General features: G+C 64.0%; 19 protein-coding genes, 1 tRNA gene and 3 pseudogenes. 14 read left to right on the top strand and 9 right to left on the bottom strand.

The features are described from left to right. Positions 1-126: 126 nt before the first annotated feature. Positions 127-360: a ribosome-associated protein YbcJ gene (gene ybcJ, locus OKB81_RS08375; RefSeq protein ID WP_010674882.1), complete on the bottom strand. Its 234-nt coding sequence runs from the start codon at positions 358-360 to the stop codon at positions 127-129. 316 nt (positions 361-676) lie between these two features. Between ybcJ and OKB81_RS08370 the strand changes: the two are divergent. From OKB81_RS08370 to pdxY, 3 genes and pseudogenes are all read left to right on the top strand, one after another. Further along, positions 677-1,240: pseudogene (locus OKB81_RS08370) on the top strand (VC2662 family protein). Positions 1,241-1,317: 77 nt separating this feature from the next. Beyond that, positions 1,318-2,073, top strand: a complete 756-nt coding sequence (locus OKB81_RS08365; RefSeq protein WP_160837412.1) for a DUF429 domain-containing protein — start codon at positions 1,318-1,320, stop codon at positions 2,071-2,073. 637 nt (positions 2,074-2,710) lie between these two features. Next, positions 2,711-3,574, top strand: coding sequence for a pyridoxal kinase PdxY (gene pdxY / locus OKB81_RS08360; protein WP_160837410.1), 864 nt, complete (start codon positions 2,711-2,713; stop codon positions 3,572-3,574). Between the two features lie 40 nt (positions 3,575-3,614). On the opposite strand, the gene OKB81_RS08355 is transcribed toward pdxY, so the two are convergent. The 4 genes and pseudogenes from OKB81_RS08355 to OKB81_RS08340 form a co-directional block, all read right to left on the bottom strand. Next, positions 3,615-3,923 carry an antibiotic biosynthesis monooxygenase family protein gene (locus OKB81_RS08355; RefSeq protein ID WP_160837408.1) on the bottom strand — a complete coding sequence of 103 codons (309 nt, stop codon included), beginning with the start codon at positions 3,921-3,923 and terminating at the stop codon, positions 3,615-3,617. A gap of 104 nt (positions 3,924-4,027) precedes the next feature. Beyond that, entirely contained in the window at positions 4,028-4,534 is a 507-nt protein-coding gene (locus OKB81_RS08350) for a GNAT family N-acetyltransferase (RefSeq protein ID WP_160837406.1), read from the bottom strand. Between the two features lie 101 nt (positions 4,535-4,635). After that, positions 4,636-5,028 carry an NUDIX hydrolase gene (locus OKB81_RS08345; protein WP_039038593.1) on the bottom strand — a complete coding sequence of 131 codons (393 nt, stop codon included), beginning with the start codon at positions 5,026-5,028 and terminating at the stop codon, positions 4,636-4,638. Between the two features lie 30 nt (positions 5,029-5,058). After that, positions 5,059-5,607 (bottom strand): annotated as a pseudogene (locus OKB81_RS08340) (class IV adenylate cyclase); the annotation flags it as partial. Between the two features lie 267 nt (positions 5,608-5,874). On the opposite strand from OKB81_RS08340, the gene OKB81_RS08335 reads away from it, so the two are divergent. Further along, entirely contained in the window at positions 5,875-6,720 is an 846-nt protein-coding gene (locus OKB81_RS08335) for a DUF5718 family protein (protein ID WP_160837404.1), read from the top strand. A 144-nt stretch (positions 6,721-6,864) separates the two neighbouring features. After that, positions 6,865-7,092 (top strand): annotated as a pseudogene (locus OKB81_RS08330) (GNAT family N-acetyltransferase); the annotation flags it as partial. Positions 7,093-7,162: 70 nt separating this feature from the next. Here the strand turns inward: OKB81_RS08330 and OKB81_RS08325 are convergent. Both OKB81_RS08325 and OKB81_RS08320 read right to left on the bottom strand, forming a co-directional pair. After that, on the bottom strand, positions 7,163-8,551 hold the full coding sequence (locus OKB81_RS08325; RefSeq protein ID WP_160837402.1) for a DEAD/DEAH box helicase: 1,389 nt from the start codon (positions 8,549-8,551) through the stop codon (positions 7,163-7,165). 195 nt (positions 8,552-8,746) lie between these two features. After that, complete coding sequence (locus OKB81_RS08320) at positions 8,747-9,223, bottom strand: glutathione peroxidase (RefSeq protein ID WP_069651324.1); 477 nt, start codon at positions 9,221-9,223, stop codon at positions 8,747-8,749. Positions 9,224-9,432: 209 nt separating this feature from the next. Here OKB81_RS08320 and OKB81_RS08315 point away from each other — a divergent pair, with 209 nt between their 5' ends. The 4 genes from OKB81_RS08315 to OKB81_RS08295 all read left to right on the top strand — a co-directional run bounded on the left by OKB81_RS08315 (position 9,433) and on the right by OKB81_RS08295 (position 13,317). Beyond that, positions 9,433-10,041, top strand: a complete 609-nt coding sequence (locus OKB81_RS08315) for a 2OG-Fe(II) oxygenase (protein WP_041211488.1) — start codon at positions 9,433-9,435, stop codon at positions 10,039-10,041. A gap of 200 nt (positions 10,042-10,241) precedes the next feature. After that, complete coding sequence (locus OKB81_RS08310) at positions 10,242-11,231, top strand: D-alanine--D-alanine ligase (protein WP_010674866.1); 990 nt, start codon at positions 10,242-10,244, stop codon at positions 11,229-11,231. 190 nt (positions 11,232-11,421) lie between these two features. After that, entirely contained in the window at positions 11,422-12,171 is a 750-nt protein-coding gene (locus tag OKB81_RS08305) for a tRNA-uridine aminocarboxypropyltransferase (RefSeq protein ID WP_160837400.1), read from the top strand. A 366-nt stretch (positions 12,172-12,537) separates the two neighbouring features. Then, entirely contained in the window at positions 12,538-13,317 is a 780-nt protein-coding gene (locus OKB81_RS08295) for a TSUP family transporter (RefSeq protein WP_010674863.1), read from the top strand. 52 nt (positions 13,318-13,369) lie between these two features. On the opposite strand, the gene OKB81_RS08290 is transcribed toward OKB81_RS08295, so the two are convergent. After that, on the bottom strand, positions 13,370-14,302 hold the full coding sequence (locus OKB81_RS08290; protein ID WP_069651321.1) for a LysR family transcriptional regulator: 933 nt from the start codon (positions 14,300-14,302) through the stop codon (positions 13,370-13,372). Positions 14,303-14,353: 51 nt separating this feature from the next. Beyond that, complete coding sequence (locus OKB81_RS08285) at positions 14,354-15,271, bottom strand: DMT family transporter (protein ID WP_010674861.1); 918 nt, start codon at positions 15,269-15,271, stop codon at positions 14,354-14,356. A gap of 169 nt (positions 15,272-15,440) precedes the next feature. Here OKB81_RS08285 and OKB81_RS08280 point away from each other — a divergent pair, with 169 nt between their 5' ends. The 5 genes from OKB81_RS08280 (at position 15,441) to OKB81_RS08260 (ending at position 19,346) form a co-directional block, all read left to right on the top strand. After that, positions 15,441-16,328 (top strand): helix-turn-helix domain-containing protein, encoded by an 888-nt coding sequence (locus OKB81_RS08280; RefSeq protein WP_103261986.1) that lies wholly within the window; start codon positions 15,441-15,443, stop codon positions 16,326-16,328. Positions 16,329-16,390: 62 nt separating this feature from the next. Beyond that, entirely contained in the window at positions 16,391-16,513 is a 123-nt protein-coding gene (locus tag OKB81_RS08275; protein WP_256094327.1) for a hypothetical protein, read from the top strand. Positions 16,514-16,589: 76 nt separating this feature from the next. Then, complete coding sequence (locus OKB81_RS08270; RefSeq protein WP_010674859.1) at positions 16,590-18,224, top strand: ATP-dependent endonuclease; 1,635 nt, start codon at positions 16,590-16,592, stop codon at positions 18,222-18,224. Positions 18,225-18,330: 106 nt separating this feature from the next. Then, positions 18,331-19,050, top strand: a complete 720-nt coding sequence (locus OKB81_RS08265) for a hypothetical protein (protein WP_010674858.1) — start codon at positions 18,331-18,333, stop codon at positions 19,048-19,050. Between the two features lie 223 nt (positions 19,051-19,273). Then, a tRNA-Met gene (locus OKB81_RS08260) sits at positions 19,274-19,346 on the top strand.

The following is a 19,346-nucleotide window of genomic DNA, read 5'->3' as shown; positions in this document are numbered from 1 at the left end:
GTCAGGGCGTCAGGATCAGAGGATCTCGGGGCTGACGCCTTCCTTCACCACGACCTTCATGCCGTTGAAGTTGACCACCTGCTCGGCGGCTGTGCTGGGTAGCGCTTGCGTGGCAGGGCGTCAGGATCAGAGGATCTCGGGGCTGACGCCTTCCTTCACCACGACCTTCATGCCGTTGAAGTTGACCACCTGCTCGGCGACTATCTTGCAGCGTTTGCGGGTCTCGACCTGACCGTCCACTTCCACCAGGCCTTCGGCGACCAGCGCCTTGGCGGCACCGCCACAATCGGCCCAACCCTGATGCTTGATCAGGTCACACAAGGCAACGAAGGGGTGACCTTCGAGCAGAAACGTCTCCATGGGAAATCCTCTAGCTGGATGAATGGCTGAAACAGCGGGGGCTCATTCTAGGCAGTTAGGCGGGGCAGGGAAAGGGCCCGGGCCGAATTGCCCCGAAAAAGGGGCGAGCACAGGCAAAAAAACCAGCCCGACCGGGCTGGTTGTGTCTCTGGGTGCCACTGGCGCTCAAGGGAGTTTCACCACCGCTTCCCCCGTCACGCCGAGAGAGCCATCCCCGGATTCAGACGAGAGGTGACGCAGGGAAAGGGCCGGGGTCTCGTCCCCCGGGGCCTGCGCTGGTACCCTTGAGCCACACCCTCTTCACAAGGAATCCCCGATGAAACCGTTCGCCCTGCTGCTCGGCTGTGGTGCCCTGACCCTTGCCGGTGTCGCCCAGGCCAGCACGCCGGTCCAGATCTCCCTGCCCGGTGTCAACCTGCCCTCGTCCAATCAGGTGGAAGGGGCACGGGCTTCCTTCCTCTACGGCCGCACCGGCCAGGTGAAGGGGATCGATCTGCCGGTGTTCGCCCTCTCCGACGTGGATCAGTTCACCGGTCTGCAGCTTGGTGTGTTCTTTGGCGCGAGCCGGGTGCGCCACTAGTTTGGCGGGGTCGCCATCAACGCCGTTAACTGGCACGAAGGGCAGGATACCGGCCTCAATCTGGGCTTCGTCAACCTGACCAACAATGTGAAGGGGCTCAACTGGGGGGCGGTCAACATCGCCCAGGGCAATGCCCTGGCCAACGTCGGCTTCGTCAACTATGCCGAACGCACCACGTTCCAGCTGGGATTCGTCAATGCCACCAAGCACCTGGACGGCTTGCAGATTGGCCTGGCCAACTACGCCGAGAACGGCATCTTCCCCATTCTGCCCCTGATCAACTTCAAGAAATCCTTCTAGGGACCAACTTGCCCTTGCTTTAGGAGGGGCAGCCATTACCCTGTGCTCCATCAAGGCTGCACAGAGGTAACAGGGGCATGACAACGGAACACATGGACGCCATCGGCATCGGCTGGGACGTGAGGGGCTGGCAGGGCAATGCCCAGGCGGTGGCGGTGGTGGGTTGGCAGGCCCGGGAGTCGCGTCTGCACTGGCTCGGGATCTCCCCCCTGTTTCGCCTGAGCTCCCGGGTCGCGCCGGATCTGGATGCCCTGCTGCGCCCGGCCCTGCAAGACGAGGTGGCGCTGATGCAGGTGCTGGCCTGCCCGCGCCTTGCTCTCGGCATCGATGCGCCCCTGGCCTTTCCCCGCGCCCTCGCCGATCTGCTGGCGGGGCGGGGGAGCGGCTTTCCCGTGCCCCAGCGGGAGATTGACAACCCTTACGCCTACCGGGATTGCGAGCGCTGGCTCCATCAGCACTATGGCAAGAAGCCCCTCTCCGCCACCTTCGACAGGCTCGGCAACAACGCCACCCTGGCCCTCTCCATGCTGCCGCGCCTCGGGGATCTGCAACTGGTGCCAAAACGGGCGAGGGCTGCCGGGCGCGCGGTGCTGGAGGTCTATCCCGCCCTGGCCAAAATGGGGGGCAAAGCCTCTGCTGTGCGGCCCGAGCTGCAACCCCACCTGCCAGCAATCCTCATCCCTGGAACGGATCCCTATGATGCCGCGCTCTGCGCCCTGATGGCCCTGCAATATGCGGCCGAAGGGGCCGTCACCTCGCTGCCTGCTCTGGTGGACCTGCCGGAGGAGATGGCACCGGACGAAGGCTGGGTCTACCACTTCGCCCGGGATTGAGACGCCCAAGCACCGCGCTCCCTCTGACGACTGCTGGCGACTCGCTGTAGTCACGGCACTGGTGACGTGACTTGCTGTCGCCACTGCGTATGGCTTGTCGTTGCCACGGTGTCAGGCAAGGGTAGGCCGTGTTCGTCCTGTGATCTTCCGACGTCTCCTTGACCCTTGCCCTTGTTGCCTTATTTTGCGACTGCCGACTGCCGACTGCCGACTGCCGACTGCCGACTGCCGACTGCCGACTGCCGACTGCCGACTGCCGACTGCCGACTGCCGACTGCCGACTGCCGACTGCCGACTGCCGACTGCCGACTGCCGACTGCCGACTGCCGACTGCCGACTGCCGACTGCCGACTTGCGCCTTTTCATCGGACCTCATCCTTGATCCCGACTGTTCATGGTTGATTGAAAAACCACCTTGTATGCCATCAGACAAGAGACGTACAAGTACATTTATCACCCCGCAGCAGCGGGCAGATGGCTCCAGGGTTGTGCAGAAACTGGGTCGTGGCGGTCAAATATGCGGCAGGTTAGGCCTGCAGAAGCATAAATAGGGAGTCAGGGCGTTAATTGCTGGAAGAGCCGTCTCTTCATCCGATATATTGCCTCTTTTCCTCAGGCTTCTTGTGCGGTGGTGTCGATGAAACGCATTCTCTCTATCCAGTCCCACGTGGTGTTTGGCTGTGCCGGCAACAGTGCCGCCGTGTTCCCCATGCGCCGTCTCGGCATGGAGGTGTGGCCCATCAATACGGTGCAGTTCTCCAACCACACCCAGTACGAGGCGGGTTGGCAGGGAATGGCGATGCCGGCGGGCCACATTGCCGCCTTGTGCCAGGGGCTTTGCAATATCGAGGTGCTGGCGCGCTGCGATGCGGTGCTGAGCGGTTATCTGGGCTCGGCGGAGCAGGGGGACGAGATCCTGGCGGTGGTGGCGGCGGTGAAGCGAGCCAATCCGGCGGCCCTCTATTTCTGCGATCCCGTGATGGGGCATCCGGAGAAGGGGTGCATCGTCGCCCCGGGCGTCACCCGCTTTCTCACCGAGCAGGCCCTGCCGGTGGCGGACATCATGGCCCCCAATCTGCTGGAGCTGGAGACCCTGTGCGATGTCCATCTGACAACCCTGGCCCAGACCCGGGTCGCCGCACGCCAGTTGCTGGAGAAGGGGGTGAAGATGGTGCTGGTCAAGCACCTGGGTCGCGCCGCCAGCGTCCCCGGCCGCTTCGAGATGCTGCTTGCCACCCCCGAGGGAGACTATCTGATCGCCCGTCCCCTTTACGATTTCGCGCGCCAACCGGTGGGCGTGGGGGATCTCATCAGCGCCCTGATGCTGGCCAACCTGCAGGCGGGATATGAGGGGGTGAGTGCCTTCGAGCGCACCAACGCCGCGGTGGATGCGGTGCTGAGACAGACCTGGGAGGCGAATGCCTACGAGCTGCAGCTCATCGCGGCCCAGAGCGCCTTTGCCGAGCCGCAGATTGCCCACAGGGCCGAGCGACTGGCCTGACGCCATTGATCAGCCCGTGACGGGACTGGCTGATCAAGGTTCAGCTTGCGGCGCTGATCGGTGTTGCATCCTGAAAATGATCGACCCTGGGGAAGGGGTCGTAGAAGTGGTGCAGCAGGGCCTTCCACTCCTGGTACCGGGGGGAGCCCCTGAACCCCCGGGTGTGATCTTCCAACCGTTCCCACTGCACCAGCAGCAGGTAGTGATGGGGATCGTCCAGGGCACGCTGCAACTGGTGGCCCAGGTAGCCGGGCATGGCGCTGATGATGTGCTGGGCCCGGGCGAAGGCCTGCTCGAAGTCAGTGGCCTTGCCGGGAATGATCTGCAGATGGGCGACTTCCAATATCATGATGGCTCCTTGCCGATGAGTCTGATTGAACCAAAAACCTATGTACGCCGAGCCTTGGAGGGGGCAAGACCGGCACGCTGTCCGGTCTTGCCAGGCCGTCTGCCTCAGAGCTGCTTGTAGAAGAACTGGGTGGCGGCGAGGGTGCCGTCCCCATTGCGGGCGAAGTCCGGGATCTGGCCGGCCTCCTGATAGCCGAGCTGGCGATAGAGGCTGGAGGCCACGTCGCCGACCCGGGTATCCAGCACCAGCAAGGTACGCCTGGCGTCCTGGGCCCCTTGCTCCATGGCGTTCATCAGGGCGCGGCCCACCCCCTTGCCACGGGCCTGGCTGTGAACCATCAGCTTTTCCACTTCGGCCCTGTGGCCCCCGTTGGCCTTGGTGCACAGGGAGAGCTGCAGGGCGCCCACCAGATGGTGCTGATCAAACGCCACCCAGAGCTTGCGCACTCCATCCGCCAGCTCCCCCTCGATGCCTTGCCAGTACGCCAGCCCCTGCTCTTCCTGCAGGGGAGGCAGAAAGCCCACCGAGGCACCGCTGGCCACGCAATCTTGCAGCAGGGCGATCAGCGCCGGTTTGATGCCTCTGGTGCTCTCGACCTCAAGGATCTCCATTGAATGTCCTCATCTTCTCTCTTGGCCCACGTGGGGGATTAACGTCTCGGGCGCGGACTCTCCTGCCGGTGCCATTATCATCCGGTCAGGTGCGCCGTCTCTTAATGGATCAGTCCCTGCGCTGCCAGCCACTGGAACAGCAGGCGGGAGACGGGGGAGACTTCGGCCAGGTGGCGGCTGTCCAGCCAGCGCAGCTCGGCGATCTCCGCCGAGGCGACGGGCGTGCCGTCGGCGTCCCCCGTGTAGCAACGCAGATTGACATTCACCCCTTGCGGCTTGCCGTCCGCCTGGGCGCTGAACTCGCAGGCGAACGCCAGGGTGTCGGGTTTCAGGGTGACCGCGAGCTCTTCCTCGATTTCACGAACGAGGGCCGCCTCGTCGCTCTCGCCCGGCTCGCGCTTGCCCCCCGGTATGTAGTAGATGTCCTTGCCGTGGGAGCGGGCGCACAGCAGTTGTCCCTCCTTGAAGGTCAGCCAGGCGAGTTTGTCGATCATGGGCAGATTCCTCTTGTTGCCGCTTGTCAAAGGGGGGGCTCGCTGCTCGCACAGGGTGCGATAGGAGCGGGTTTCCCGCATCTCGGGCGCCAGTCCCAGCCGGCTAGCCAGCGCCAGCAACTGCGCGCGGTAGGCGGGCAGGGCGGTCTCGTCGTCAGTCATGATGGCGAGCTCGGCAAAATCACCGACGCCTGCTAGGTGATCCACCGTGACGTGGAAGGCCCCCAGAAAATAGATGCTGCGCCGCTTGTCGATGGTCAGCACCGGCTGGTAGCCCAGGGTGCGCACCATGCTGGCCGCCTTGTCCGCATCGGGGATGTTGACCGCCTCGCAGCGATCGGGTCCGGGCCCTTTGACTATCCAGAGCCGGATGCCCTTGGGGGCCATGGTGCGGATGATCAGGCTCTTCTCCTCCCGGGCCAGGGCGCCATCTGCCGTGTCGAAGTAGCAGTCCTGCTCATGATTGTCCGCCACCATCACCTCGGGGCCGAGGGCCGTGAGGGTATGTACAAAGGCGGCGCTGTCCGTCAGGCGGTATTTGAACTCCACCTCGAAGCGCCCCTGAAAGTGGGTGGTCATGGCCTTGCGACGGCTCCCGAACGGCAAATGAATAGGGCAGCCTAGCAAAAGTGCCGGGCTCTCCCAAGCATCGGGATCACAGCTTCGCATCGACTGCTGGCTTTATGACCAGATGGTGAGGGAAAATCCGCCCTGGTGCACAGCTTGTGGCCCGGTGGCTGGGCGCCGTACGGGGGCTGTGCTCTAATAAGCCCCCTCTTTGGCGGTATTTCCGCCCTGAACAACGACAACGAGGCGGCGGCCCCGGCCGCGCCAGTGGAGCCACAGATGCAGATCACCTCACAGACCCCCTTTATCGGACTGGGCGTGGCGGGCAACTTCGCCGGTCACCTGGAGCAGGCAGGGGAGGCGGCGGACTTCGTCGCCGTCAAGGTTGACGACAAGGTCGCCCCCAAGGCGCTGTTCCCCTTCTATGTGCCGAACCATCCCGGCCAGCTCGGGGTCTTCCCGTTGAGCGGCGATGCCATCTTCCTGCCGGAGGCGGCGGTGAGCGGGGACGAGAAGGTGCAGATTGAACCCGAGGTGGCGCTGTGGTGCGAGCTGGAGTACGCGGGGGAGCAGGTGGTGGCCATCCATCCCAAGGCGTTTGGCGCCTACAACGACTGCTCCATCCGTCGCCCTAATGCCAAAAAGATCAGCGAGAAGAAGAACTGGGGTGAAGAGAGCAAGGGGCTGGCCGCGAACTTGGTGCCCCTGACCCACTTTGCCGCAGGATGCGAGCTCGATGACTACCGCATCGCCTGCTATCTGGAGCGGGACGGGGAGCTGCACCCCTACGGGATCGACAGCGCGGCGGTGGACTACAGCTACTTCCACGGTCAGTTGCTGGCGTGGGCCATCGACAAGTTCAACCATCAGCAGGACGAAGGCCCGGCCGAGCATATCCAGGGGCTGCTGGCCCAGGCGGGGCGCCCGGCCCATGCGCTCATCAGCATTGGCGCCACCCGCTACACCCCCTTTGGCGAGACCCACTTCCTCGCTCCCGGTGACACCGCCTGCGTGGTGGTCTACCCCGCCAGTCGCTACAGCGAGAGCGACATTCGCGAAGCCATTCGCTGCCGCACCTTTGGCCCGGATGTCTCCGCCTTGCTCCAGGCAGTTAGGAGCAGGTAATAGTTAGGATTTATTAATTTAGGGAAGGTGCGAATAAGTCATATGGCACAAGAGCATTTACTGGTAACCCATTGATATTAAATGACTAAAATTTTCATTTTTTGTTCGTGGGATACTTGTTCGCACTTTCCCTAGATAAAATACATCGAGATGCTCTTCATCGCCCCCGAGGCGAGAGGGGGAGGGGTCGGCCGCCAGCTAGTGGACCACGCCATCCGTTGTCTGGGGGCGACTCGCGTGGACGTCAACGAACAGAATGCCCAGGCTGTCGGCTTCTACCAGCACCTGGGCTTCGAGGTGACGGGGCGCTCCCCCCTGGATGGCCAGGGCAAGCCCTATCCCCTGCTGCACATGGCCTTGGCCGCCGGTTAAGGGCGCCAGAGCATAAAAAAACCGCCCGGGACGTGGGCGGTTTTTTGTGTCAGGTCGGCAGCTATCTGCCTCACTCCTCGCTGGAGTTGTCCTGATAGTCGCCCCGCTGGGCCTTGGGCAGACGGCGCATAGGGGCGAAACCGATGTCATCGCCTACCACTTCCCGCTTGCGGGACTTGTTTTGCGCAGGCTGGGCAGGCTTCTTGGCGCCATCCCCTTTGCCTTTCCCGGCGGCGGGCTTGCCCTTGGCGTTGGCATGGCCACGGGCGCGGGGCGGGTTTTGCACCGGCTTGCTGCCCGGCAGGGTCTGGCGGCTCGGCTTGCCGCTCGGCTCGTATCCTTCCAGGATCTCCACGGTCAGGGATTGGCCGATCAGCGCCTCGATCTCCTTGAGCTGACCCAGCTCGTCCTGGCTCACCAGAGAGATGGCCTCGCCGCCACGGCCGGCGCGGCCGGTGCGGCCGATGCGGTGGATGTAATCCTCCGCCATCTGGGGCAGCTCGAAGTTGATCACGTGGGGCAGTTGATCGATGTCCAGGCCGCGAGCGGCGATGTCGGTGGCAACCAGCACCCGCACCTTGCCTTCACGAAAATCCGCCAGCGCCCGGTTGCGGGCCCCCTGGCTCTTGTCACCGTGGATGGCGACCGTATCCAGGCCATCTTTCTGCATTTGCTGGGCGAGCCTGTCGGCAATCTGCTTGGTGCGCACGAACACCAGCACCCGCTGCCAGTTGCCACGGCCAATCATGTGGGAGAGCATCTCCCGGCGGCGCTCCCGATCGACCTGGATGATGCGCTGGCTTACCTGCTCTGCGGCGGTGTTGCTGGGATCCACCTCGATGAGGGTGGGATCCTTGAGCAGATCGTCCGCCAGCGCCTTGATGTCATTGGAGAAGGTGGCAGAGAACAGCAGGGTCTGACGCTCCTCCGGCAGGGCCTTCATGATGCGGCGAATGTCGGTGATGAACCCCATGTCGAGCATTCTGTCCGCTTCATCCAGCACCAGTACCTCGAGGGCGCTCAGGGTCAGGGCGCCCTGGGTCAGCAGATCCAGCAGGCGGCCCGGGGTGGCGACCAGAATGTCGACCCCGAGCTTGATGGCGTCCAGGTTCGGCTTGATGCTGACGCCGCCATAGGCGATCAGGGTACGAAACGGCAGGTGGTGGGCATATTTGATGATGCTCTCACCCACCTGGGCGGCCAGCTCCCGGGTCGGGGTCAGCACTAGGGCTCGCACCTGGCGACGACCACCACGGCCGTGGTTGGCCAGCAGTCGATGAAGCATGGGCAGGGTGAAACCGGCCGTCTTGCCCGTGCCTGTCTGGGCGCCGCCCAGCACGTCCTGCCCGGCCAGGATGGCGGGAATGGCTTGCTGCTGGATGGGGGTGGGTTGTTCGTAACCCAGCTCCTTGACGGCCCGCAGGATGTGCGGTGACAGACCCAGTTCATTGAATGACATGTTCGAGGGACACTCCGAGCCTTGGGCTCAACGGGTGACGGCAGCCTTGGTCCGTCACGACATGGAAAATAGGGTGGGTCGCCATCGAGGCTGGGCCTGAGCCCGGCAAAGCGACCGCACAAGAGACAGTGGGCGCGTAATATAGCAGATGCGAGGCGCACGCGCAGCAGCCGTGTCGCGAGCGGCGCACGCCCGTCAGAGCAGTCCCTCGATGGCCTGCACCAGATCCTCCGGTCTGGTCTGGGGGGCGAAGCGCTCCACCACCCGGCCTTCACGGTCAATCAGGAACTTGGTGAAGTTCCACTTGATGGCCTCGCTGCCAAGGAGTCCGGGCTTTTGCTCCTTGAGCCAGCGATAGAGGGGGTGGGCCCCGGCGCCGTTGACCTCGCATTTGGCCATCAGGGGGAAGCTGACCGGGTAGTCGAGCGAGCAGAAGCGGGCGATCTCCTCGGCATCGCCCGGCTCCTGATGGCCGAACTGATCGCAGGGAAAACCCAGGATCTCGAAGCCTTGGGGGCCGAACTGGCGATAGAGGGCCTCAAGCCCGGTGTATTGGGGGGTAAAACCGCAGCGGCTTGCCACGTTGACCACCAGCACGACACGGCCCTGCAGATCGGCGGTGGACCAGGCCGTGCCATCGAGTCGTTGCAGGGGGATGAGGGGCAGGGGCATGGTTTCTCCTGATGCAAGAGGGGCGACAAGGCGCCCGGGGGACAATCCTTGCACGTTAACGGGCCGAGGGCCGGGGAGCAAGGGGGAGGGCGTCTGTGCCCCCCAGACTCCTATTGATGGCGGGACTTCTCAAGAGAAGCAATCCGGTTTGTGCCGATGGTCCGAAGTCGCTACAAAGCGCACTCTCTCCCCTCGCTGCGAGCCTATCTTTGGACTATCAAGCCGTCATGGATGCCATCTACACCCGGGGTTGGGTGATAGTGGATGATTTTTTAACCGCCGCCGAGGTGGATGCCCTCAAGGCTTGCCTGCCGGACGAGTGGCGACCGGCGGGGATCGGGCGCGAGACCCTGCATCAGGACAACCGCGATATCCGTCGGGATCAGATCCACTGGCTCGACGCCTCCCTCGGCGCGCCGGTGGCCGACTATCTGGCCCGGATGGAGTCCCTGCGTCTGGCCGCCAATCGCAGCCTGATGCTGGGGCTGTTCGACTACGAGGCCCACTTTGCCCGCTACCGTCAGGGGGACTTCTACGCCACCCATCGCGACGCCTTCGCCGGGCGATCCAACCGCCGGCTCACCTCGGTGTTCTACCTGAACAACGACTGGCAGCCAGAGGCGGGGGGAATATTGCGGGTCTATGACGACAGCGAGCAGTTTCTGATGGATGTCTCCCCCCGGGGCGGGCGGCTGGTGCTCTTCCTGTCTGAAGAGTTTCCCCACGAGGTGCTGCCCGCAAGCCGGGAGCGCTACAGCATTGCCGGCTGGTTTCGGGTCAACGGCAATGGCGCCGGGCGGGTCGATCCCCCCCGCTGAGCGCATTTCATCCTGTTTCTGACACAGGAAGAGACTTTTATCTGCCCGGGCAGGGGGAGGTGCGCCCCATCGGCTGACAAGGCTTCCCCTCCCTTGCTACACTGCCCGCACTTATGTTCGTTTCTGGCTTCGTCCGGTTTTCATGCGGTTGGGTTTGACATGGTGATGACGAAGCCGCTTCTCCCAAGGGATCACATCTAATGAAGAACATGCATGTCTTGCTGCTGTGCGGCGGTGGCGGCTCCGAGCACGAAGTCTCGCTGCGCAGCGCCAATTTCCTCGAAAAACAGCTCGGGCTCCTGCCCGGTATCGAAGTGACCCGGGTCGAGATGTTTGCCGACCGCTGGCTCTCCGCCGACGGTCGCGAGTGCAAGCTGGGGCTGGACAAGCTGCTCTCGTTCGACAGCGTGGCCCGTCCGGTGGACTACGTGGTGCCCTGCATCCACGGCTATCCCGGTGAGACCGGCGATCTGCAATCCTTCCTCGAGCTGGCCGGCCTGCCTTATCTGGGTTGTGACGCCGAGGCGAGCAAGGTGTGCTTCAACAAGATCACCACCAAGCTGTGGCTCACCGCCATCGGCATCCCCAATACCCCCTACCTGTTCCTGACCGAGCAAGGCGAGGCGAGCCTGATCGAGGCAAAAGCGGCGCTGGCCAAGTGGGGCAAGGTCTTCATCAAGGCGGCCTCCCAGGGCTCTTCCGTGGGTTGCTACTCCGCCAGCAACGAGGCAGACCTGGTGAAGGGCATTGCCGATGCCTTCGGTTACTCCGAGCAGGTATTGATCGAAAAAGCGGTCAAGCCCCGCGAGCTGGAAGTGGCGGTCTACCAGTATGGTGACGAGCTGGTGGCCACCTATCCGGGGGAGATCTGCGTACCCCAGGACAAGTTCTACACCTATGAAGAGAAGTACAGCAGCGCCAGTCACACCGAGACCGCGCTCAAGGCCGAGGGGCTGACTCAGGCGCAGGCTGACGCCATTCACGAGTACGCCTTGAAGGCGTTCCGTCAGCTCAAGCTGACCCATCTGTCGCGCATCGACTTCTTCCTGACCGAAGAGGGGGAGATTTTGCTCAACGAGATCAACACCTTCCCGGGCATGACCTCCATCTCCATGTTCCCGAAACTGCTGGAGCACCATGGCCACAGCTTCGCGCACTATCTAGAGCAGATCCTGCGAAAGGCGGTCTGACGTCGCCAGACCCGTTTGCAACGGATGGTGAGTAGGGGCCTCAGGGCCCCTTTTTCATGGGGGCGAGGCGGGCAGAACGCGGGGAGGGAAGGGGGCAGGGCGCCGCCCGGCAAGCCTTGCCGCCAGGAGGGCGCACCGTTACAATCAGCCCCCTTTTGTCCCGCCACAGGCACCGTCAGAGCCGCGTTCCATGAAGCCCATCCCCGATCACGCCGTCAACCGCCTGCGCATCTGGCGCAAGAGCGTCTCGACCCGACCCTTTCTTGCCCGTGGCGGCAGCGTGCCACGCTGCGATGCCTGCCAGCTGCGCCACGACTGGTGTGCCTGCGACTGGCGCCCGGCGCTCAAGGCCGAGGCCGGTTTTTGCCTCATGATGTATGACAGCGAGCCCATGAAGCCCTCCAACACCGGGCGCCTCATCGCCGACGTGCTGCCGGACTCCACCTGGGCCTTTCTCTGGTCGCGTACCGAACCCCATCCCGAGCTGCTGGCCCTGCTGGCGGATCCCGCCTGGCAGCCCTACGTGGTCTTTCCCGCCTGCGAGAAAGCGCCCGACCGCCTGACCGGCGAGGTGGTACTGGCCCCGGGCAAGAAGCCGCTGTTCATCCTGCTGGACGGCACCTGGCCCGAGGCGCGCAAGATGTTCAACAAGAGTCCCTATCTGGACGGCTTCCCGGTACTCGCCATCAAGCCGGATGCGCTCTCTACCTACGGCATGCGGGTCGCCCACAGCGACGAGCACCTGTGCACCGCCGAGGTGGCCGCCTGCGTGCTGGAAGTGGCCGGGGAGCTACGGGCGGGGCAGGCGCTGCAGCTCTGGTTCAATCTCTTCAGCAGCCGCTACATGGCTGGTCGGGTGAGCCGTGCGCCCGGCGAGGATGAAGCGCCCCTGCTGGAGGGGCTGGAGACCATCAAGGGCCAGAGCCGCGCTCTGGATTAATCCTCATCAGCAGCCGTTACATGGCTGGTCGGGTGAGCCGTGCGCCCGGTGCGGATGAAGCGCCCCTGCTGGAGGGGCTGGAGGCCATCAAGGGCCAGAGACGCGCTCTGGATTAATCCTCTTCAGCAGCCGCTACATGGCTGGCCGGGTAAGCCGTGCTCCCGGTGAGGATGAAGCGCCCCTGTTGCAGGGGGTGGCGGTTATCAAAGCACAGACCCTCTCGCACGTTGATTGATGAAAATAAGGAATTAGTTGGCTGCCATTGTTTCGTTAGCTTCATGAGCCTGCCCTCGCTAGGATAGCGACCTGTTGACTCCTTCAGGCTCCAGGCCATGCCGGGCGCCGCCAATCACACGAGGTCTATGGATGGAACTGGAACTGCTCACCCTGGTCGCCCTCTTCGGGGTGGCCCTCATCGCCGGCTTTATCGACGCCATCGCCGGGGGCGGGGGGCTCTTGACGGTGCCGGCCCTGCTGGCCACCGGCATGCCGCCAGCCCTGGTGCTTGGCACCAACAAGTTGCAGAGCAGTTTCGGTTCCTTCTCCGCCACCTGGTTCTATGCCCGCAAGGGGCTCCTTGAGTGGGCCATCATCTGGCCGGCGGTCATCTGCACCTTCATCGGGGCGGCCATCGGCACTCTGGCGGTGCAGACCATCGATGCCGCCATCCTGGAGCGGCTGCTCCCCTTCCTGCTGATGGCGTTTGCCTGCTACTTCTACTTCTCCCCCAGGGTGAGCGATGCGGAGAGCCAGCGTCGCCTCACTCCCATGGCGTTCGCCCTGCTGGTGGGCGGGGGCGTGGGCTTTTATGACGGCTTCTTCGGGCCGGGCACGGGGTCGTTTTTTGCCATCGGTTTCGTGGCCCTGGCGGGCTTTGGCATGGCGCGGGCCACCGCCCACACCAAGCTGCTCAACTTCACTTCCAACATCGCTTCTCTGCTCTTCTTCACCCTGGGGGGCAAGGTGGTGTGGAGCGTGGGGCTGTGCATGGCGCTGGGGCAGTTCATCGGGGCGCGCATGGGCTCCAAGCTGGTGCTCAAGAAAGGGGTGAAGCTCATCAAGCCGCTGTTGGTGACCGTCTCCCTGGTGATGTCCGCCAAGCTGGTGTGGAGCCAGTACCCCGAGCTCTTTGCCTGGCTGGGCTGAGCCGATATCCCCCATGACGAGGGCCCGATCGCAGATCGGGCCCTCTTGCGTTTCAGCCCAGTGCCGTCAGTTGCCGGAAATGGGCTTGCAGCGCCTGCACCAGGCGGGCAATGCGATCGCGCTTGAGGCTGTTTGGCCGATAGACCAGGTGGAGCGGGCGGCCCAGTCCCGGCAGGGGGCGTGCCTGTGTCCCCTGCTCACCCACCAGCGCCAGCAGGCCGGCGGGCAGGAGCACGGGGCCAATGCCTGCCTTGGCCAGCTCGATCAGCGCCAGGTAGGAATCGAGCTCCATGGCGGGGATAAGCCCGAGGGCGGCCAGGGGCTCGCGCAGATAGCGGTTGGAGGGGTTCTCCAGATCCATGGTCAGGATCTTGCGCACCTTGCCCTGCATCCCCTGACTCACGTCGCCTTCAGCCAGTTGCTTGCTGGTCACAGTTTCTTGCAAGGCGCCCTGGTGATCCGGCTGCGCCGCCTCATCCAGAGCCTCCCCCACCAGATAGAAGGGCTCCTCCAGCAGCCGTTCGGCACACAGCCCATGGCCAGGCGGCAGGCGGCCGGCGCAGATCCCGAGCAGGGCATCCCCGCCGCGCACCCGGGCCAGAATGACCGGGGTGTGGTGGGTAGAGAGGGCAATGTGGGGATCCCGTTCAAGATAGGCGTGCATGAAGCGGGCGAGGTAGCCCGCCAGCAGGGTTTCGGAGCAGGCGATGGACAGAGGGGTCTGATCCGTGAGGATCTGGCTGTCCGCCAGCACCCCCTTCATTTCGGCGAGGCTCGGGGCTACCCGGGCGAGCAGTTCACGGGCCTGGGGAGTGAGGCGGATATGACGGCCATCCGGCTCGATGAGCTTCTTGCCAAGGCGCTGCTCCAGCTGGGCGATGCGCTTGCTGACCGCCGACTGACTGATATAGAGGCGGCTTGCAACCTTGGCCATGGTGCCCTCGCTTGCCAGCAGGCAGAGTGTCTCCAGCCCTTCCAGTAACATGCGTCCTCCCTCCTCGTGTGTTGGACGCGGTTACCTTAGGGGCTGGTGGCATCAGGGGCAAGTACCGTTTGCGGCCCTTGATAGCGGCCAGCGCCACGCCTTGACGGGGGGCGCGAAGATCACCAGGTTGCCAATGAGACTCACCACCACGCCGACGATGGAGACCGTCTGCCAGACAAAGCCTTCATAGAAGGTGGAGAGGGTGAGGGCCACCAGGGGGAAGAGCACGGTGGCGTAGGCCGCCTTGCTGGCACCGATGCGCCCCACCAGGGTGAGGTAGGCGGTGAAGGCGATGACGGAGCCGAAGATGGCCAGATAGACCATGGCGGCGAGGTAGCGCGGGTCGGTGGGCAGGGTGAGTGACTGACCGAGTACCGTGACCCAGCCCAGCAGCAGCGCCACGCCGTAGACCATGCCCCAGGGTACCATCTGCAATACGTGATAGCCCTGGCGCTGTCCCCGGGCGGAGACCAGGTTGCCCAGGGAGAAGCAGAGAGTGCCGGCGCAGGCAAAGAGCAAGCCCTTCCAGCCGTTTGCACCCAGTTGCGCATCCGCCAGCACCGGCCAGAAGAGCAGCAGGGTGCCAAGCAGCCCCAGCAACGATCCTTGCAGCCAGCGCAGGCCCGGTCGTTTACCCTCGAACAGCCAGAGATTGAGGCCGTTGAAGATACTGGCGCTGGCGAAAATCACCGCCGACAGACCGCTCGGGATATAGAGGGTGGCGTGGTAGAAACAGAGGAAGTTGGTGGAAAAGAGCAACGCGCCGAGCAGGGCTGCATAACGCTGGCCCGCCCAGGGCAGGCGCGGAAACTTGCCGCTCACCGTGAGCAGGGTGAACAGGGCCAGGGCCGCCAGGGCGAAACGATAGAGCACCGAGACCTCGATGGGGATGGGGCCGAGCTGCCAGGCGATGGCAATCCAGGTGCTGCCCCAGATGAGGACGGTGGAAACATAGAGCATCAGATTCATGGTGTGATCCCATCAAGAGAAGATGATGTGATCAGCATGAACCGGGAGGCGGGGTGCCGGCTTGCACCATCTTGCGGTTTTTTCAACGGAGGCGCAGCCTTTGACCATGAGGCGCGATAAGATGGCGACAGGAAAGGGGCGGGAGAGGGACGCAAGCGTGCAGCATGCCATGCAGCAGACAAGACAAACGGGGGTCTTTGATGCCCTGGTGAGCACCGGTGCCAGACTGGAGGACTCCTGCTGGCTGGAGCCCGGGCTCGGGGTGGCGAGCTGGTGCAACCGCTACGATCAGACCCGCTACCACAAGCCGGGCAACCACACCATCAGCGTCTACCTGCAGGGGGGCGAGCAGACCGAGCGGCTGGACGGCCCCGGTGGCCATGGTGGTGCCGGCAAGGTGTGCATCATGCCGGATCACCACAGGTCCGAGTGGTTGGTGCGCGAGGAGTTTCGCTTCTTCCACCTCTACTTCACCCCCGCCCACTTCACCCGCATCGCCGAGCAGGCGTGTGACAAGGAGGGGCGTCATCTGCAACTGGAAGACAAGACCTTCATCGACGATCCCCAGGCGGTGGCCCTGGTGCAGGGGCAATTGATGAAGCTGGACTGGCAGCACGGCATCGATCGCATGGCGCTCTCCCACGGTGCCTGGATGCTGATGCTGCACGCCTATCGCCATCACACCCGCGAGGCCCCGGCGCTGCCGGAAGTGCGCGGCGGCCTGGCCCCGGCCGTGGTGCGCCGGGTGCAGGAGTATCTGCAGGCTCACCTGGCCGAGCCGGTCACTCTGGGAGAGCTCGCCCGGGAGGCGGGTCTGAGCGAATACCACTTCGCCCGGATGTTCGGGCAGAGCCTGGGCTGTCCGCCCCACCGCTACCTGCTCGGGCTGCGGCTCAAGCGGGCCAAGCAGTTGCTGGCGGGAAGCGAGCCCCTGGCCAGCATCGCCGCCCAGTGCGGCTTCTCCTCCCAGGCCCATTTTGGCAACCGCTTTCGGGAGGCGTTCGGCCTGAGCCCGGGCCAGTGGCGAGCCCAGTTGTCATTCTCCTGTCACAGATAACCCTGAGACTCTGGGCAAAAGAGGTGTACCCTCTGTCTCTTGTCCATTGAAAGGAATGCCCATTGAATCATCGCAAACGTCAGACCCGTACTCGCCATCTCTGGTTCAACCACTGGAATGCCCCCCTCTATCGCGCCACCCAGCCGACGCCGCCCGAACCGCTCGTTCCTCACAGTTCCCGCTGAAAACGCCGTAACCCGATAGGATTTTTCCGGCAACTTTGCCACTATTGCGCCATCAGGATGGACTGGATATGGCCGCATGTTTCTGGAACGCATTGAAGTCAAAGGTTTTCGCGGAATAAATCGCCTCTCCCTCGGGCTGGACAACACCACTGTGCTCATCGGCGAAAACGCCTGGGGCAAATCCAGCCTGCTGCGGGCCCTCTGGTGCCTGCTGGGGGATGCCGAGCCCTATCAATTTGGTCAGGATGATTTTCATCGGCCGGAAGATCCCGAGCTCGAACCCTCGCGCACGCTGCAACTGGTGCTCACCTTCAGCGAGTATCGTCCCCAGATGTGCCAGCACTCCCGCCGTCTGGCCCGCCTCGGGGCGGCCTGGATCCCGCACAAGGACAAGTTCCACCGGGTGCATTATCGTGCCAGTGCCGAGTTGCAGGACGATGGCAGCGTGCTCACCACCCACGACTTTCTCGACGGCATCGGCAAGAGCCTGACCATCGACAACAACGAGGCGCTGGTGCGTCTGCTCATCACCATGAATCCGGTGTTCAGGCTGCGGGATGCCCGTACCGCCAGGGATGGTATCGAGCGGCTGCCCTGGGGGGATCTGTGCGAGCAGCGGCTGGACGAGCTGGCCGGCAAGCTCACCGATGAGCCCCAGCGCATCGGCGAGCCAGAACTCAAGGAGGCGCTGCAGGCGGTGCAGCAGTTGATGGAGCACTACTTCAGCGCCCTGGCGCCCATCAAGCACAAGCCTCGCAGCCAGCGGGATATCGTCAATCGCCCCATGACCCTGCGCAATCCCGGCAACCTGCAGGTGCTGCTGCGCAATGCGGACAACCGGGCGCTGCAACTGGCCATGGCGGGCATGGCGGCCATGCTGCTCCACGCCCGGGGCAACCGGGAGCTGGAGGAGGGGGCCAGACCCATACTGATGCTGGAAGACCCCGAGAGTCGCCTGCATCCCACCATGCTGGCCCTGGCCTGGGGTCTGCTGGAGCAGTTGCCCGGCCAGAAGCTGCTCACCACCAACTCGGGGGACCTGCTCTCCTCCTTGCCCCTCAATCAGGTGCGCCGTCTGGTGCGCCGCCAGCAGGACATCCTCTGCCATCAGTTGGGAGGGGAGCGCTACAGCAGCGACGATCTGCGCAAGATTGCCTTCCATGTGCGCATCAACAGGCCCATGTCGATGTTTGCCCGCTGCTGGCTGCTGGTGGAAGGGGAGACCGAGATCTGGCTGCTCTCGGAGCTGGCCCAGATCTGCGGCTACAGCCTGCGGGCGGAGGGGGTGCGCATCATCGAGTTCGCCCAGTGCGGCCAGGCCCCCCTCATCAAGGTGGCCCGGGACTTTGGCATAGAGTGGCACCTGCTCACCGACGGTGACGAGGCGGGCGCCAAGTATGCAAGCTCCGCCCGCTCCCTGCTCAAGGGGGAGCGCGAGCGGGATCGGCTGACCCAGTTGCCGGCGGCAGACATAGAGCACTACCTCTACCAGAACGGGTTCGAGGGGGTGTTCCGGCGTGAGGCGGGGGTCGGGGGGCGCTCCACCCTCAACGCCGGGCGCATCATCGCCAAGGCGATCCACCATCGCAGCAAGCCAGGCATGGCCCTGGCGGTGGTGGAGGAGGCGGAGCGCCTCGGCAGCGAGCACATTCCCCCTGTGCTCAAGCAGATGTTTGCCCGGGTGGTTGCCCTTGCCCGGGGACAAAGCTGACCGGCGACGTTGGGAAGACGGAGGGAGTTTGGATATACTCCCTGCCTCTTGTCCTTCCTTACCCTGTGATGGGTGCACCCGCACCCGGACTGCTGCCGGAGACCCTATGTTCGTCCAACTTCCTTTTTGGCTCTTTCCCCTGACCGGTCTGATGGCCCTGGGGGCCCTGATCGCTGTGGGGCTCGTCCTGTGGCGCGGGGATCTCTGCCCGGGCCAGCGCTCGCGGATCACTACCCAGCTCTTCTCGGTCTGGGTGATCACCGGGCTCTCTCTGATGCTGGCGGTGGAGGCCAAGGTTGCGGGCTGGCTCATCTGGAGTGGGGGGGCCGCCCTGGTGCTCGGTATCGTGCTCTCCCTGGTCCAGTCTCGCCTGGAGGGCAAGCGCGCCATCCCCGCCACCCTGCTGTGGTTGCCCGCCATGCCGCTCGCCCTCTACGGGCTGGGTCTGATGCAGATCCAGGGCTGGCTCGGCGGCCTGCTGCAGATGGTACTGCTGGGGTCGGCCTTTGCCCACCTGATGCTGCTGCGTGCCCGCCACCGCCTGCAAGCCTTCAATCTGCTGCTGCCCCTGGCGGGGCTCGTCTCCGCCATCCTGAGTCTTATCTGGCTGGCGGTGCTGGTGGGTTGGCAGGGGAGCAGCGCCGGGCTCGACCCGCTGATCCCCGGGGTAGTGACCCAGGCTGGCCTGCTGGTCGCAGCCCTGTTGCTCTGGTTCAGCCCCATCTACCGTCAGCAGGAGACGGCCCCCGTGGTGGTCTCCGTGACCCTGTGCGGCCTCATCATCGCCCAGATTGCGGCGACCAGCGTGTTGCACCAGCTGGCCTGATCCCGGCGCATTCTCCCGCCCGCACCTTGTCGTGCGGGCTTTTTTATGGGAAAGAGGGTAAAGGCGGGGAGGGGCCTGAGGGGGAAGAGATCGCTAGCTGCCTGAAAAAACTGCGATTTGTTGCAAAAGAGCGCAGTATGTGACGGTTTAATCCCCGAATAAACTTTTTTTAGGATATTTACTTGCAATCTCAGCGTTGGCGCCTATTATGGGCGACCTCGGACGCGGGGTGGAGCAGCTCGGTAGCTCGTCGGGCTCATAACCCGAAGGTCGTCGGTTCAAATCCGGCCCCCGCA

The organism is Aeromonas sp. QDB56 (genome assembly GCF_027705505.1).
Taxonomy (GTDB): Bacteria; Pseudomonadota; Gammaproteobacteria; order Enterobacterales; family Aeromonadaceae; genus Aeromonas; species Aeromonas caviae.
The sequence above is the reverse complement of the archived record's forward strand: the minus strand, read 5'-3'. Positions and strand labels throughout refer to the sequence as shown.

What these genes read in the sequence shown, in the direction of transcription:
- ybcJ (WP_010674882.1), bottom strand. Translation starts at nt 360, where the DNA reads ATGGAGACGTTTCTGCTCGAAGGTCACCCCTTCGTTGCCTTGTGTGAC.
- OKB81_RS08325 (WP_160837402.1), bottom strand. Translation starts at nt 8,551, where the DNA reads ATGTCATTCAATGAACTGGGTCTGTCACCGCACATCCTGCGGGCCGTC.
- OKB81_RS08280 (WP_103261986.1), top strand. Translation starts at nt 15,441, where the DNA reads ATGCAGCAGACAAGACAAACGGGGGTCTTTGATGCCCTGGTGAGCACC.
- OKB81_RS08265 (WP_010674858.1), top strand. Translation starts at nt 18,331, where the DNA reads ATGTTCGTCCAACTTCCTTTTTGGCTCTTTCCCCTGACCGGTCTGATG.
- pdxY (WP_160837410.1), top strand. Translation starts at nt 2,711, where the DNA reads ATGAAACGCATTCTCTCTATCCAGTCCCACGTGGTGTTTGGCTGTGCC.
- OKB81_RS08320 (WP_069651324.1), bottom strand. Translation starts at nt 9,223, where the DNA reads ATGCCCCTGCCCCTCATCCCCCTGCAACGACTCGATGGCACGGCCTGG.
- OKB81_RS08310 (WP_010674866.1), top strand. Translation starts at nt 10,242, where the DNA reads ATGAAGAACATGCATGTCTTGCTGCTGTGCGGCGGTGGCGGCTCCGAG.
- OKB81_RS08285 (WP_010674861.1), bottom strand. Translation starts at nt 15,271, where the DNA reads ATGAATCTGATGCTCTATGTTTCCACCGTCCTCATCTGGGGCAGCACC.
- OKB81_RS08350 (WP_160837406.1), bottom strand. Translation starts at nt 4,534, where the DNA reads ATGGAGATCCTTGAGGTCGAGAGCACCAGAGGCATCAAACCGGCGCTG.
- OKB81_RS08295 (WP_010674863.1), top strand. Translation starts at nt 12,538, where the DNA reads ATGGAACTGGAACTGCTCACCCTGGTCGCCCTCTTCGGGGTGGCCCTC.
- OKB81_RS08290 (WP_069651321.1), bottom strand. Translation starts at nt 14,302, where the DNA reads ATGTTACTGGAAGGGCTGGAGACACTCTGCCTGCTGGCAAGCGAGGGC.
- OKB81_RS08345 (WP_039038593.1), bottom strand. Translation starts at nt 5,028, where the DNA reads ATGATCGACAAACTCGCCTGGCTGACCTTCAAGGAGGGACAACTGCTG.
- OKB81_RS08365 (WP_160837412.1), top strand. Translation starts at nt 1,318, where the DNA reads ATGACAACGGAACACATGGACGCCATCGGCATCGGCTGGGACGTGAGG.
- OKB81_RS08335 (WP_160837404.1), top strand. Translation starts at nt 5,875, where the DNA reads ATGCAGATCACCTCACAGACCCCCTTTATCGGACTGGGCGTGGCGGGC.
- OKB81_RS08270 (WP_010674859.1), top strand. Translation starts at nt 16,590, where the DNA reads ATGTTTCTGGAACGCATTGAAGTCAAAGGTTTTCGCGGAATAAATCGC.
- OKB81_RS08305 (WP_160837400.1), top strand. Translation starts at nt 11,422, where the DNA reads ATGAAGCCCATCCCCGATCACGCCGTCAACCGCCTGCGCATCTGGCGC.
- OKB81_RS08355 (WP_160837408.1), bottom strand. Translation starts at nt 3,923, where the DNA reads ATGATATTGGAAGTCGCCCATCTGCAGATCATTCCCGGCAAGGCCACT.